9 protein-coding genes and 1 tRNA gene are annotated in these 15,601 nt (G+C 40.8%); 7 read left to right on the forward strand and 3 right to left on the reverse strand.

Going from position 1 to position 15,601, the window contains the following annotated elements; translation table 11 throughout:
• Nucleotides 1-35: 35 nt before the first annotated feature.
• Complete coding sequence (locus tag ACSVH6_RS03715; RefSeq protein ID WP_438075662.1) at nucleotides 36-3,317, reverse strand: protein O-mannosyl-transferase family; 3,282 nt, start codon at nucleotides 3,315-3,317, stop codon at nucleotides 36-38.
• Nucleotides 3,318-3,586: 269 nt separating this feature from the next.
• Here ACSVH6_RS03715 and ACSVH6_RS03720 point away from each other — a divergent pair.
• Nucleotides 3,587-3,657 (forward strand) — tRNA-Gln (locus tag ACSVH6_RS03720).
• Between the two features lie 106 nt (nucleotides 3,658-3,763).
• Here the strand turns inward: ACSVH6_RS03720 and ACSVH6_RS03725 are convergent.
• Nucleotides 3,764-4,588, reverse strand: a complete 825-nt coding sequence (locus ACSVH6_RS03725) for a universal stress protein (RefSeq protein WP_438075664.1) — start codon at nucleotides 4,586-4,588, stop codon at nucleotides 3,764-3,766.
• A gap of 169 nt (nucleotides 4,589-4,757) precedes the next feature.
• Here ACSVH6_RS03725 and rimP point away from each other — a divergent pair, with 169 nt between their 5' ends.
• The 4 genes from rimP (at nucleotide 4,758) to ACSVH6_RS03745 (ending at nucleotide 10,485) form a co-directional block, all read left to right on the forward strand.
• Complete coding sequence (rimP, locus tag ACSVH6_RS03730; RefSeq protein ID WP_438075666.1) at nucleotides 4,758-5,225, forward strand: ribosome assembly cofactor RimP; 468 nt, start codon at nucleotides 4,758-4,760, stop codon at nucleotides 5,223-5,225.
• Nucleotides 5,226-5,234: 9 nt separating this feature from the next.
• Nucleotides 5,235-6,476, forward strand: a complete 1,242-nt coding sequence (nusA, locus tag ACSVH6_RS03735) for a transcription termination factor NusA (protein WP_438075668.1) — start codon at nucleotides 5,235-5,237, stop codon at nucleotides 6,474-6,476.
• A 41-nt stretch (nucleotides 6,477-6,517) separates the two neighbouring features.
• Entirely contained in the window at nucleotides 6,518-9,283 is a 2,766-nt protein-coding gene (gene infB, locus ACSVH6_RS03740; protein WP_438075670.1) for a translation initiation factor IF-2, read from the forward strand.
• Nucleotides 9,284-9,351: 68 nt separating this feature from the next.
• Complete coding sequence (locus ACSVH6_RS03745; RefSeq protein WP_438075672.1) at nucleotides 9,352-10,485, forward strand: hypothetical protein; 1,134 nt, start codon at nucleotides 9,352-9,354, stop codon at nucleotides 10,483-10,485.
• Between the two features lie 29 nt (nucleotides 10,486-10,514).
• On the opposite strand, the gene ACSVH6_RS03750 is transcribed toward ACSVH6_RS03745, so the two are convergent.
• Entirely contained in the window at nucleotides 10,515-10,904 is a 390-nt protein-coding gene (locus ACSVH6_RS03750; RefSeq protein WP_438075674.1) for an SPOR domain-containing protein, read from the reverse strand.
• A 219-nt stretch (nucleotides 10,905-11,123) separates the two neighbouring features.
• Between ACSVH6_RS03750 and ACSVH6_RS03755 the strand changes: the two genes are divergently transcribed.
• A complete protein-coding gene (locus tag ACSVH6_RS03755; RefSeq protein ID WP_438075676.1) occupies nucleotides 11,124-12,473 on the forward strand; it encodes a c-type cytochrome in 1,350 nt (449 codons plus the stop codon).
• 32 nt (nucleotides 12,474-12,505) lie between these two features.
• Nucleotides 12,506-15,562, forward strand: a complete 3,057-nt coding sequence (locus tag ACSVH6_RS03760) for a TAT-variant-translocated molybdopterin oxidoreductase (RefSeq protein WP_438075678.1) — start codon at nucleotides 12,506-12,508, stop codon at nucleotides 15,560-15,562.
• Nucleotides 15,563-15,601: the final 39 nt, after the last annotated feature.

Consider the following 15,601-nt stretch of genomic DNA (forward strand, 5'->3'; position numbering starts at 1 on the left):
AGCAAATTGACACATTTTCAAATTTTCAAATGTATTTATTCCATATCCCTGCCGAAACGCGCCAATCGTTGATTGTACGAGTTGAAAATCGGTTTGTTCTTGTTGTAGAACTCCATATCGCCTCGGTCTTTCATCAGGATGAGTAAACTTCTGTAGCGTTCGATATCGGTAATGATGTCGGTGGCAATTCCGTTTTGGATGGACGGCTGGATTTGAGAAAAATACAACAGGCTTTGTTTGTATTTGGTCATCAAACGCTCCAACAACTCACGGGCTTTGGCTTTTTCGCCAATTTCGTAATACCCTCCGGCAAACGGCTCTACCATGGTGTAATACCCGTAATAGTCCATTGGCATTTTGGTCAGGGCCAAATCAATTGTTTTTTTGGCTTTCTCTTTCTGTCCTTCATTGATGAGTTGTTCCATCAATCGCGCCATATTGGTGCGGTAAGAGATGCTGTTTTTACGGGTTTCCGGATCGTGGTAAATAGTGGTCAAATCGCCGTTCCCCCAATCCCATTTGGTCACCAGGTCAAACATTTTGTTGCTGTCAATCTGCCCCATATCGTATGGGTTTTCTTTGTCAATCGGCGTTCTGATCGGTACCAGTTTGTATACCAATCCGTCCAATTGCAGGTAGTCTTTCATCCACAGGTAATCGTCGTCTCCAAAGCTTCCTCCGGTGAAATAGATAGGGCGCTTCCAGTTGTTGTTGGCTAAAACATCCAACATCATCAGACGGTTTTTGTACATCGCGCTGCCTTTGATATCTAAATCGATAAACGGTACTATAGAATCCCGGTATTTTTTGTCAACGACATTATTTTTAATCACGGTCTCCTTGTCAATCGGAATTCGGATTTTATTGGTCGGATAAAAATGGATGGTTTGTCCGTTTTGCATTTCGATGGTCGACTTCGGTAGTTTGATGAATTTGATAAGGTCTTTCAAATCCCAACGGGCATCGGTTTTAGGTACGTGTGCTACGTAGTCTAAGTTGTCCCCAACGTATTCGCTGTGTTTAAAGGATATCGGCAATCCGTCTGATTTATAGGTTTTGAATTTCATCTGATCAATATACCAGTCGGTCATGAAGAGACTGGTGTTGACTATTTTAACATCGGTTCGGATGCCTTCAATTTCCTGAGCGTACCAAAGTGGGAACGTATCATTATCGCCAATGGTAAACAGGATGGCATTAGGGTCACACGATTCGAGATAGTTTTTCGCCATGGCAATCGCCGTATAACGATTGGCTCTGCTGTGGTCATCCCAGTTTTGAGACGCCATTAAAACCGGTGCAGCCAATAAACAAGCCCCGATTACTATTGGTCCTACGAGTTTGGACTTCACATAATCGGTGATGATTTCGTAAAGGGCATACACGCCGAAGCCGATCCAAAGCGCAAACACATAGAACGAGCCCACTAAGGCATAATCTCTTTCGCGGGGTTCAAATGGTCTTTCGTTGAGGTAAATTTTGAGCGCCAAACCGGTGAACAGGAACAATACCAATAATACGTAGAAACTTTTTAAATCCCTTTGCGCGTGGTACATCAATCCAATCAGACCGATGATAAATGGCAGGAAGTAATATACGTTGCGTCCTTTGTTGGCTTTGACATCGTCCGGAAGGTTTTCCTGAGTGCCCTTGCCGAGGTGAATGTCGTCAATGAATTTGATGCCGCTGATCCAGTTGCCGTCCAGGTTGTCGTATTTCCCCTGAACGTCGTTTTGTCTTCCGACAAAATTCCACAACAAATAACGGCCATACATGTAGCCAAATTGGTATTCGACCATAAAGCTTAAGTTGTCCCAGGTAGAAGGTTTTTCAACCACAATATAGTCGCCGAATTTTTTCAAAAAGGAAACATAATCTTCGTTGTCAAATTTCTTTTGGGCATATCCTGTCTTGAAATCGTTGATGTTTTTTTGCACCTCTTCTTTCAACTGGCCAACGGCCTGCGCCACCTGCTCTTCACTGAGACTGTCTATGTTTACTCCGTACTGCGCTAAGTCTTCTTCATAAGGGTAGTCCTCGTTGAGTTTGAATTTAGGCACGCCGGTAAACTGAATGTAGTTTTCGATATGGTCGGTACTCCAAAGACGCGGCAAGATGGCTTTTTGATTGTCATCGGTATTTTGCTCGGCGTTTTTGTAATTGTTGACTATCACATATTTCCCCGATTTGTAATCGCGTTCGTAATTGGGCGCCTTGTCTAAATACGGGGTGTCTTTGTCTAATCCGGCAAAAGTATCGGTGTACTGCGGACCGTAGAACAAGGGGTTGACCCCGTATTGCTCACGGTTGTAATACGCCAAAACCTCGGCGGCATCAGACGGTTTGTTTTCGTTAATGACTACGTTGGCATTGGCACGAATCGGCAACATCATCCAGGTGGAGAATCCGATTAGTACAAAAAGAATACAAAGAAGCACCGTGTTGTAAAACGGATGTCCTTTTTCGCGGGTATATTTCAATCCGAAATAGAAAAACGCTACAATCAGTAAGGCGGCAAAGATGGTTCCCGAGTTGAACGGAAGCCCGATGCTGTTAACCATAAAGATTTCCATTTTTCCGAAGAAGGCCAGGGTGTAAGGCAACAATAGTTTGAAAATAAACAACAACACCGCTACGATGATGATGTTGGCCAAAATGAAATTTTTAACCGTTACGGTTTTGTAATTTTTGAAGAAATACAGGAACCCTATCGCCGGAATCGCCAATAAGGCCATAAAGTGTACACCAAACGAAAGCCCTACTATTAAAGAAATCAATAACAACCAGCGGTTGCCTCTTGGGGTGTGCATGTCTTGTTCCCATCGCAAGCCCAACCAAAACAGTAAGGCAATGAAGAGGGACGCCATGGCATATACCTCGGCTTCCACAGCATTGAACCAGAAGCTGTCAGAGAACGTCAGGGCTAAAGACCCTACAAAGGAGCTTCCCAAAACGACAATGGCTTTGTTTTTATCAAATTCGGTATAGGAGGAAACGATTTTTTTCAACAAAATGGAAGAAGACCAGAACATGAATAGAATAGTAAAGGCGCTGGAAATCACCGACATCATGTTGACCATCAGGGCAATTAATTTGTCATTGCCAAAGGCAAAAAGCGAAAAGAAAGCACCCAAGATCTGAAACAACGGAGCGCCCGGCGGGTGTCCTACTTCCAGTTTTGCCGCAGTCGGAATGTATTCGCCGCAATCCCAAAAACTCATAGAAGGTTCAACGGTCAGCGAAAAAGTCAGTAAGGCAATGGTAAAGGCGGTCCATCCGACAATGGTGTTCCATTTATTAAAGTTGAAATTCATCATAGAAGTATGAAATGAAAGGTTTTTATTTTGATGTTACAAAGAAACTATTTTTTTTAACGCGATTATAGGCGTATTAACAAAATTTTCTCAAATAGATAACGAATTAAATACAAGTTTATTATGACGAAAAAAAGAAATAATTAGGGTAGATTTTTAATTTTTTCAGGGAATTGTTTGTGTAAAATAAAATTTGTTCTAAATTTGCACTCGCATTCAGCAAAAACGCGAGTTGAGTGAATGCAGCTAAGCATAATGTTTGGCATACAAATTGGTCTATGGTGTAATGGTAACACTACGGTTTTTGGTGCCGTCTTTCTAGGTTCGAGTCCTAGTAGACCAACAAACGATCCCGCATCAGCGGGATTTTTTGTTTCAGTTCCTGTGCAAAAGAACAGATATGAAAAAGCCTCTCCACCGGAGAGGCTTTTTATTTATGTATGGTTTTCTTAGATTTTAAAAGTAACCACCGGTCGTACGGCGTGATTGACTAAATCTTCACTTACGCTTCCGTTAAAGAAGTGGGCCAATCCTTTTCGGCCGTGCGTACACATACCTACTAAATCAGCATCGATAGCGTTGGTGAAATTCAACACCCCGCTTTCCACATTCACATCATTATATATATGAGTAGAATATTTGTTTACGGTAAAACCGGAAATGAAATTTTTCATGATGTCTTGTGCAATGTGAGTAGGCTTGAAACTGCTTGGAGTGTTAATCATCACCAAGTGCAACTCAGCGTCAAACTTGTTGGCGAATTCAACCACTTTCGCAAAAGGTTTTTTGATTTCATCGGAGAAGTCAGAAGCAAATACAAATTTGTTTACTTCAAAATTACCGGCTTCTTTCTTGATAATTAATACAGGGATGTCAGAGTTACGAACTACTTTTTCGGCATTGGAACCGATAAACATTTCTTTGAATCCGCTGGCACCGTGAGAACCCATTACAATCAAATCAACATTGTTTTTCTTGCTGATATTCATAATTCCGTCAAAGGCTAATTCGAATTGGATGATTTCGGAAACCTTGATGCCTGCCAGACTTTCATCGTCCATTAAATCTTCGAGTTTGTTGATAGCGGCATTTTTAAAAAGCATAATCTCCGGCAAATCGTGTCCCGAACCAACGGCATCACTCCCTTGGTGAGGCAATTCTAACATGTGAAGAAGGAAAATTTCTCCGCCGTTTTTTCTAGCGATTTGTGCGGCAACTTTTAATGCATATCCTGCATGCTCTGAGAAGTCTGTTGGGACTAAGATTTTTTTCATAATATAAATTGTAAATTTTGGGTTGTAATTTTAACACAATAAAGGTATTATTTTTTTTTGATTCGACAATGAATTTTTGATTTATAAAAAAATCACTATATTTGTCCCGTTATTTACCATTCAAATCTAAATAATGAGGGAAGCAGTGCTTCCCTCTTTTTATACAACTATGACATTTAAAGAGAAAGTGACTCATTTACTGGAAGAAGGATTACAGGATAAGCCTTCATTGTTTCTGGTAGATTTAAGTATTTCAGACAGTTATAAGATTACCGTAACTTTGGACGGTGATACCGGGGTGAATTTGCAGGATTGTATTGATGTGAGTCGGATGATTGAAAACAATTTGGACCGCGAAGAACAGGACTATTCTCTCGAAGTGGCTTCGGCCGGTGTGTCATCGCCACTTAAATTGGTCAGACAGTATAAAAAAAATGTCGGCCGAACGGTAAAAGTAAAAACCGCTGCCGAAACCATAGACGCCACGCTGGAAAAAGCTACTGATGAAGGCATCACGCTTTTTTGGACGGCAAGAGAACCAAAGAAAATCGGAAAAGGAAAGGAAACCGTTGAACACCGTCGGGAACTTCCTTATTCAGACATAAAAGAAGCAATTGTTACAATAATATTTAATTAAAAATTAGGCATGGAAAATATTGCATTAATCGAATCATTTTCAGAGTTTAAAGACGATAAACTTATTGATCGAGTAACGCTGATGGCGATTTTGGAAGACGTATTTAGAAACGCATTGAAAAAGAAATACGGTTCTGATGATAATTTTGACATCATTATCAATCCTGATAAAGGTGATATGGAGATTTGGAGAAGAAGAATTGTGGTTGCCGATGACGATTTGGATTTAGAGAACGAAGAAATCACGTTGACAGAAGCCAGAAAAATTGAGCCTGATTTTGAAATTGGGGAAGAGGTGTCTGAAGAGGTCAAATTGATCGATTTAGGACGACGCGCCATTTTGGCCCTGCGTCAAAATTTGATTTCTAAAATCCACGAACACGACAATACCAATCTTTACAAACAATTTAAAGATTTAATCGGCGAAATTTACACAGCAGAAGTGCACCATGTTCGTCCAAGAGTTGTAATTTTGGTGGACGATGAAGGAAACGAAATCGTGTTGCCGAAAGAAAAACAAATTCCGTCTGACTTTTTCCGCAAAGGCGATAACGTTCGCGGAATCATTGAAAGTGTGGAATTGAAAGGCAATAAACCGCAAATCATCATGTCGAGAACGGCGGATAAATTCTTGGAGAAATTATTCGAACAGGAAATTCCGGAAGTATTTGACGGCTTGATTATGATTAAGAAAGTGGTGCGTATTCCGGGTGAAAAAGCGAAAGTAGCTGTTGATTCTTATGATGACAGAATTGATCCGGTTGGAGCTTGTGTGGGAATGAAAGGTTCGCGTATTCACGGCATTGTACGTGAGTTGGGTAACGAAAACATTGACGTAATCAACTACACCAACAATTTGCCGTTATACATCACCAGAGCGTTGAGCCCTGCCAAAGTATCTTCGGTAAAAATTGACGAAGAGAAAAAAAGAGCCGAAGTGTTCTTGAAATTGGAAGAAGTTTCCAAAGCGATTGGTCGTGGCGGTCACAATATCAAATTGGCCGGATTGTTAACCGGTTATGAGTTGGATGTCATCAGAGAAGGAAGCGCTATCGAAGAAGACGACGTAGAATTAACAGAGTTCTCCGATGAAATCGACGGCTGGGTAATCGATGAATTTGCCAAAATCGGTTTGGATACGGCCAGAAGTATCCTGAATCAAGATGTGGCGGATTTAGTGAGAAGAACTGACTTGGAAGAAGAAACGATTTTAGAAGTAATAAAAATATTGAAAGAAGAGTTTGAGGACTAAGCTTTCGCCAACACAACAATAGATAACATTAATTAGATTTTATGTCTGAAGGAAATATTAGAATTAATAAAGTTTTAAGGGAATTAAATATTTCTTTGGAAAGAGCTGTGGATTATCTTAAGGATAAGGGCATTGCTATTGAAGCGAGTCCCAACACAAAAATTTCCGACGATGTGTACCAAATTCTTTGTGGCCAATTTGCGGGCGACAAAGGAAACAAAGAGGCTTCTAAAGGGGTAAGCGAAGAAATCAGAAAAGAGAAAGAAGCCCTTCGTTTGGAAAGAGAAAAAGAAATAGAAGACAAGCGCAGAGCCGACGAAGAGCGTCAACGATTGGAACTGATCAAAGCCAAAGCCGTGGTAACTGCTCCTAAGCAGGTAGGTAAAATTGACTTAGAACCCAAAGCGCCCGCAGCAGCAGCTCCGGCACCGGTTGAGACGCCTAAGATTGCTTCAGACAAAAAAGAAAATGTTGTTGAAAAGAAAGAAGAAGTTGCGGTAACTCCGGTTGAGAAAGCGGCTAAGGAGGAGAAACAAGCTCCGGCACCTGAAGCAACGCCATCGGCGGATGAAACCATTACGACGCAATACCAAAAATTAACCGGTGCAACCCTTACCGGACAGGTGATTGACTTGTCACAATTCAACAAGCCTAAAAAGAAAAAAGAGGAATTCAAGAAGGATGCCAACAAGCCGGCTACTCCGGGTGCCGGACAAAATGCGGCACAAGGGGCTAATGCCAATAAAAACAAAAGAAAAAGAATTCCAACCAAACCGGGAGAAGGCGGAAAACCGGCCATCACCGGAGGAGGTAATGCTTTTGGTCCAAACAAACCGGGAGGAAACAAACCAGGGGGCTTCCAAAAAGGAAACCGTCCGGCCATTGTTCAAAAAGTAGAGCCTACCGAAGAAGAAGTTAAAAACCAAATCAAAGAAACGCTGGAGCGTTTACAAGGGAAAGGAAACAAATCCAAAGCGGCCAAATACCGAAGAGACAAGCGTGATACGCACCGTCAGAGAACGGAAGAAGAAATGCAGGCTTTGGAAGAAGGAAGCAAAACACTAAAAGTGACCGAGTTTGTTACCGTTGGTGAAATTGCAACGATGATGGATGTGCCGATTACCAAAGTAATCGGAACTTGTATGTCGTTGGGTATCATGGTAACCATGAACCAACGTTTGGATGCCGAAACGCTTTCGATTGTAGCGGATGAATTTGGGTATGAAGTAGAATTTATTACTACCGATATCGAAGAGAATCTGGAAGTGGTGGAAGACCGTCCGGAAGATTTAGTAACCCGAGCGCCAATTGTAACGGTGATGGGTCACGTAGACCATGGTAAAACATCCTTATTGGATTACATCCGTAAAGAAAATGTAATTGCCGGAGAATCGGGTGGAATTACCCAGCACATCGGAGCGTACGCCGTTACTTTAGATAACGGTCAAAAAATTACGTTCTTGGATACACCGGGTCACGAGGCGTTTACCGCGATGCGTGCCCGTGGAGCACAGGTTACCGATATTGCCATTATTGTGGTAGCGGCCGATGATGACATCATGCCACAAACCAAAGAGGCTATCAGTCACGCCCAAGCGGCCGGGGTTCCGATGATCTTTGCTATCAATAAAATTGATAAGCAGGGAGCAAATCCTGAAAAAATTAAAGAGAAATTAGCCGCCATGAATTTATTGGTGGAAGATTGGGGAGGAAAATACCAATCGCATGATATCTCTGCTAAGAAAGGGACAGGAGTTAAAGAATTATTAGAAAAAGTATTGCTTGAGGCTGAAATATTAGACTTAAAAGCCAACCCGAATAAACCGGCCGTAGGAACAGTTGTGGAAGCACAATTGGACAAAGGAAGAGGGTATGTGTCTACCATCTTGGTACAATCCGGAACGTTGAGAGTAGGCGATTATGTATTGGCCGGAAAAAATCACGGTAAGGTAAAAGCCATGCACGATGAGCGCGGACACAATGTAAAAGAAGCCGGTCCGTCAACACCGATTTCTATATTAGGTTTGGATGGTGCTTCAACAGCGGGGGACAAGTTCAACGTATTTGAAGATGAAAGAGAGGCCAAGCAAATTGCTGCCAAGCGTACCCAATTATTGCGTGAGCAATCAGTACGTACGCAACGTCATATTACTTTGGCCGAAATCGGTCGTCGTATTGCGTTGGGTCAGTTTAAAGAATTGAACATCATTCTCAAAGGAGACGTGGACGGTTCGGTAGAAGCTTTATCGAGTGAGTTCTCTAAATTGTCTACGGAAGAAATTCAAATTAATATTATCCATAAAGGGGTGGGAGCCATTACCGAAACTGATGTTATGTTGGCTTCGGCTTCGGATGCGATTATCATCGGATTCAACGTGCGTCCTGCCGGAAATGCCCGTCAATTGGCACAGAAGGAAGAGATTGACATCAGAAGTTACTCTATCATCTATGATGCGATTAACGACTTGAAAGATGCAATGGAAGGTATGTTGTCGCCGGAAATGAAAGAAGAAATCACCGGAACGGCTGAGATTCGTGAAATCTTTAAAGTATCAAAAGTGGGTACTATTGCCGGATGTATGGTGACAGACGGGAAGATTTTCCGTAACTCTAAAATCCGCTTAATTCGCGAAGGTGTGGTGATTTATACCGGAGAATTGGCTACTTTGAAACGTTTCAAAGACGACGTCAAAGAAGTGTCCAAAGGCTACGATTGCGGTATGCAGATTAAGAACTACAACGATATTGAGCAATTGGATATCATCGAAGCATTCCAGGAAGTGGAAGTGAAGAAAAAGTTGAAATAACAAAATAACTGTAAAAAAAGTCCTGAATTTTTCAGGACTTTTTTATTTTAGCACTAAATCGAAAGAGTATGAAAAAAGGAATTCTTGGTTTTTGCTTATTTTTTATTTTTACTGCCTATGCACAGGAAAATGAAGTTCATTTAATTTCTTTAGCCAATGACAAAAACACAGCTATTGATAGCGATTTCTATATTGAAAACGTATACGATGGCCGACAAATAAAAGAAAATATCGGAACCGTTTATGTTTCGCTTTTTAACAACAAAGTTTCTGCCAATTTTCAAAAGCCTTTTACGGAAGAATTAGCGTCGTTGTTCGCTGTTTTATATCCTAAAAAGGAAAATAAAAAAGCCGTTTCTGTTCGAATTAATGAGCTGTATGTTACGGAAACGAATAATACTAATGAGAACAATAAAGAATTAGGTTCGGCTACAGTTGTTTTGGATATTATTGAAAAAGGGTCCGATGGGAAAGACTATATAGTCGGCACTTATTTTTCGAATAGGGAAGACACCCGTACCGATGTAACTAAACTGCACCCGGTATTAATCACGGCGGCAATAAAAAACACTTTTGAGAATTATAAAAATTCCAAACAAGTTTACAAAGAGCCAATACCTTTTTTTCAAGAGGAACCTGTTGATGTTAACAACACACAAATTAAGGCAGGGGTTTACCTCAATTATAAAGATGTCTTTAACCAGCACTCCCTCAGTCTTGATGACTATACTATTACCAAGTACAAAGAAGGTTTTTGTCTTTTAAACAAGACAACCGGAAGAGTAGAAACCGGATTTTATGGGTTTAGTGATGGACAACACTTTTATATCAATCTTTTCCAATTTTCAACGGTTCGTTATTATTTAAAAACGGAACTGTTGGGAGCTAATTATTTTATTGATGAAGTGGTTGAAAATAATCTTGATATTAAAGGGTATTATGCGACTTATGCAGGTTTGATTGGTGGGGCAGGCGGAGTCTTGGTTATGACGCTGATAAATGGGGGAGGCGGAAGTAGTAGCTCAGAAATAAATACAATCCCTTTGATTATTGAAAGAGTCAGCGGGGCACCAACCTTTCTAACTGATAAATATGTTTTACAGATGCTGGAGCCAAACAAAACTTTGTTGAAGGAGTATAAGAAAACCAAGAGAACGCCTGCTGATAAAAAGATGTTTTACAAGAAGAGTAACAATCTATAAAAAAGCCCCGCAATTTGCGGGGCTTTTTTTTATTTATTTGGTTTGATCAAAAAGGCATTGGGATATTTCTTTTTCAGAAGGCTCAGGTTTTTTTCGGCTTCAATGCGGGTTTTGAAATTCCCTACCCAAACTTTATACATTGGGGTGCTGAAAACAATAGTGGCATCCATGTTTTTGTTTTCTTTCTTGAAATCAATTAAGGTCTTTTTGGAGTTTTCACTGTCACCGTTGAAGATCTGAATTTTATAACGATCATTGATGGTGATAGAGCTGTTTATTTTTCGTTTTTCATTCAGCAGTTGCTCAAACTTGGGGTCTTGATTTACTGTAACTTTTGCCTCTTGTGCAAAGCTTTTTTGTGATAAATTCAGTAGTAAAAACGCGGAGAAAATAAACTTGATTTTGGCGAAATCGGTCATAATGATTTGATTTTTATACAAATGTAAAACTTAAAAAATTAAACAAAAGCCAAAACGCTATTTAGAATTAATATAAATTGATATTTAAGATATATTTAAGGTTTTGAGAATAGTTCATAAGTCGTATTTTTGTGCAAGTTTTTAATAAAGTGCTTGTTTTTTAACGGAATTTAACCCGGAAAAAATCGTGCCAACATTAGTCGATAATCATTATATTATATGAAAAAAGTGGGTAACCATAATTCGATTTCAAGGAAAATACTCTTCGGTTTAGCTCTAACGCTATCGTTCTCCTTAACTTCATTATCTCAAAATGCTGCACCAGCTGCTCCGGCGGCTGCAACTCCTGCACCTGCAGATGCAACTGCTGCTCCGGCCGCTGCTGCAACGGGGGGTGGTGATGCTGTGGCAGGAAAAACATTGTTTAACACCAATTGTGCGGCTTGTCACAGTTTAGACAAAAAGATGACGGGTCCTGCCTTAAGAGGGGTTACCGGGCGTCATGCTAAAGATTGGTTCTACAAATGGATTGCCAACAGTTCGGCTTTGATAAAAGCAGGAGATCCTGATGCTGTGAAGTTGTTCAACGAAAACAACAAAGCGGTAATGACGGCGTTTCCTCAATTGTCTAAACAAGATGTGGATAATATCTTAGCGTATACCGATACGAAAAAAGAAGAGCCGAAAGCTCCGCTGCCTGGTGCGGCTGTAGCCGGTGCTTCAAATGAAGGCGGAATTTCTAACAACGTGATTCTCGGAGCGTTGTCTTTGGTGTTGCTGATGTTGGTAATCATGTTGTTCTTTGTGAACAATGTATTGACTAAAGTAGCTAAAGCAAATGGTATTGAGGTGGCGCCTAAAGAGGGAAGATTGTCGATATGGCAGGCTTTTGTTAAAAATCAATTTTTGGTGTTGGTTGCGTCAATATTCTTGATTTTAGCTAGTGGCTATTTTGTATACGGCTTCCTGATGCAGGTGGGTGTTGACCAGGATTACGAACCGATTCAGCCGATTCACTATTCACACCGAATCCACGCCGGAAGTAACGGTATTGACTGTAAATATTGTCACTCGGCAGCTCGTGTGAGTAAAAATGCAGGTATTCCTTCATTGAATGTGTGTATGAACTGTCACAAAAATATTTCTGAAGTATCCGATACTACGGCTACTCCTGAGCACTCTAAAGCATTCTACGACGGAGAGATCAAAAAACTTTACGATGCTGTAGGATGGGACGGTGCTAAATATACCGGAAAAACACATCCGGTAAAATGGGTACGTATTCACAACTTGCCTGACTTTGCTTACTTCAACCACTCACAACACGTAACGGTGGCGGGTATTGAATGTCAAAAATGTCACGGTCCGGTTCAGACGTACGAAATCCAAAAACAATTTGCTCCGTTAACTATGGGCTGGTGTATTAAATGTCACCGCGAAACTGATGTTAAGATGGAGGGCAATGCTTACTATACAAAAATTCACGAAGAACTTTCTAAAAAATATGGTGTAGACAAATTGACTGCAGCACAAATGGGAGGTTTAGAGTGTGGTAAGTGTCACTACTAATAAAATTATTAAGAAGCTAATATTTATATACGATGTCATCGAACAAAAAATACTGGAAAAGTGTTGAGGAGCTAAACGAAAATAGTTCTATTGTTGAGACGCTTAGAAATAATGAATTCGTGGAAGAAATTCCAACAGGGGATTTCCTTTCTGATAAAGAGTCATTGTCTTCTTCATCAACTACTCGTCGTGATTTCTTGAAATACGTAGGATTCAGTACAGCGGCTGCAACTTTGGCTGCTTGTGAGGGTCCGGTACACAAATCAATTCCTTACGTTTTACAACCGGAGCAAATCATTCCCGGAGTTGCGGATTACTATGCAACTACGATGTTTGACGGTTTTGATTTTGCCAACTTGTTGGTGAAAACACGTGAAGGTCGTCCGATCAAAATTGAAAATAATACCATAGCTGGAGCTGCATTTGCTGCGAATGCCAGAGTTCACGCTTCTGTGTTGTCTTTATACGACAGTATGCGTTTGAAACAAACGAAGGTGGCGCAAAAAGAGGCTACTTGGCAAGAAGCGGATTTGAAAATCAAAGCCAGCTTAGCAGATGCTAAAGCTAAAGGCGGTCAGGTAGTTTTATTGACCGGTACATTGGCGAGTCCTTCTACTGAAAGTTTGATAGCTGAGTTTATCGCTAAAAACCCAACGGCTAAACATGTAGTTTACGATGCGGTTTCTGAGTCGGCAGCATTAGATGCTTTCGAAGCGGTGTATGGCGAAAGAGCTTTAGTAAATTATGACTTTGCCAAAGCGAATACGATTGTTGCTTTAGATGCGGATTTCCTTGGAGATTGGCAAGGTGGTGGTTATGATGCAGGCTACGCTCAAGGCAGAATTCCGCAAGCCGGAAAAATGTCAAAACACTATCAGTTTGAGGCGAACATGACTTTGTCAGGTGCTGCTGCTGATAAGCGTGTGCCGATGAAAATTTCAGATCAGAAATTAGCTTTAGTTAAAATATACAATGTAATCACCGGTGCAGCTGTAGCTACAGGTAAAGTAGCGAACGAAGACGTCGTGATGAAAGCAGCGCAGCAATTGAAAGCTGCCGGAACCAAAGGATTATTAGTGTCGGGAATCCAGGATAAAAATGCTCAATTATTGGTTTTAGCGATAAATCAGGCGTTGGCCAGTGAAGCATTTTCAACCATGGGAACCCGTCAAATCAGAAAAGGTTCTAACGAAAAAGTAGCTCAGTTGATTGCGGATATGAATGCAGGAAGTGTTCACACGTTAATCATGAGCGGTGTGAATCCGGTATACACTTTAGCCGACAGCGCTAAATTTGTAAGCGGATTGAAAAAAGTAAAATTATCAGCGGCATTCTCTTTGAGAGAAGACGAAACCGCTTCAATTACCAATATTGCTGTTCCGGCTCCTCACTATTTAGAGTCATGGAACGATTTAATGTTGACTAAAGGAACGTATTCTATAGTACAACCTACGATTCGTCCGTTATTCAGCTCTAAGCAATTCCAAGAAGCTTTAATGTCTTGGAATGGTAATGCCGGAACGTATTATGATTATTTAAAAGCAAGTTCAGCGGCTCATACTAATGGTGTAGCTTGGAACAAAGCAGTACACGATGGTGTGGTTGTAGGTGTTTCGACTGCTGCAACGTCAGGTTCGGCAGATTATGCCGCTGCTGCCAATGCTTTGGCTGCTTCAAAACCGGCTAACGGTTTTGAATTAGTGTTGTACACTAAAACAGGTTTAGGAGACGGACAACAAGCCAACAACCCATGGTTACAAGAGTTTCCGGATCCAATTACCAGAGTATCTTGGGATAACTATGTTACCATTTCTCAAGCCGATGCTAAAGCAGCCGGTTTAGAAAATAAAATCGTGGCTAACGGTGGTCTTAACGGAAGTAATGCCACAATTATTGTAAACGGAGTTAAAATGGATGTTCCTGTAATTGTTCAACCGGGACAAGCAGTAGGAACTTTAGGTTTGGCTTTAGGATATGGTAAAAAAGCTGCTTTAAAAGAAGAAATGCAGGTAGGTGTTAACGCTTACACATTCTATACCAACTTTAATAACGTACAATCAGCTTCCATTGTTAAAGCGGCTGGTGAGCATGAGTTTGCTTGTGTTCAATCGCAAAAAACATTGATGGGTAGAGGTGATATTATTAAAGAAACTACATTAACAATATTCAACACCAAAGACAGCAAAGAGTGGAATGAAATGCCAATGGTATCTTTAGACCACAAAGAAGTAGAAGCTACTAAAGTTGACTTATGGGAATCGTTTGACCGTTCAGTAGGACACCACTTCAATTTGTCTATCGACTTAAATGCCTGTACGGGATGTGGTGCTTGTGTGATTGCCTGTCATGCTGAGAACAACGTTCCTGTTGTTGGAAAATCAGAAGTAAGAAGAAGTCGTGATATGCACTGGTTGCGTATCGACAGATATTACTCTTCAGAAGATACCTTTGCTCAGGATAATGAGAAAAAAGAAAACTTCAACGGCTTATTTGGTGATAAAGGTTCATTAGGCGGATTTGGTCAAATGGAACATCCTGCAGATAATCCTCAGGTGGCTTTCCAACCCATCATGTGTCAGCATTGTAACCACGCACCGTGTGAAACTGTTTGTCCTGTGGCAGCAACTTCTCATGGTCGTCAAGGTCAAAACCAAATGGCTTATAACCGTTGTGTGGGTACCCGTTACTGTGCCAACAACTGTCCGTACAAAGTACGTCGTTTCAACTGGTTCTTGTACAACAACAATGACGAGTTTGATTTCCACATGAACAATGATTTAGGTCGTATGGTAATTAACCCGGATGTGAACGTTCGTTCTCGTGGGGTTATGGAGAAATGTTCAATGTGTATCCAAAAAACACAGTTGACTATTTTAACGGCTAAACGTGAAGGAAGAGAAGTAGCTGCAGATGAATTCCAAACGGCTTGTTCGGCTGCTTGTTCTTCAGGAGCTATGGTCTTCGGAGATATCAATAACAAAGAAAGCAAAGTGGCTAAACTTGTTGAAGATAAAAGAGCTTACCATTTGTTAGAGCATGTTGGTACCAAACCAAATGTGGTTTATCATGTTAAAGTCAGAAATACCTAGTATCAAAAAATAATTAATTAAGAAACAATATAAAGGATT

The sequence above is a fragment of the Flavobacterium sp. XGLA_31 genome (assembly GCF_051547105.1).
Lineage (GTDB): Bacteria > Bacteroidota > Bacteroidia > Flavobacteriales > Flavobacteriaceae > Flavobacterium.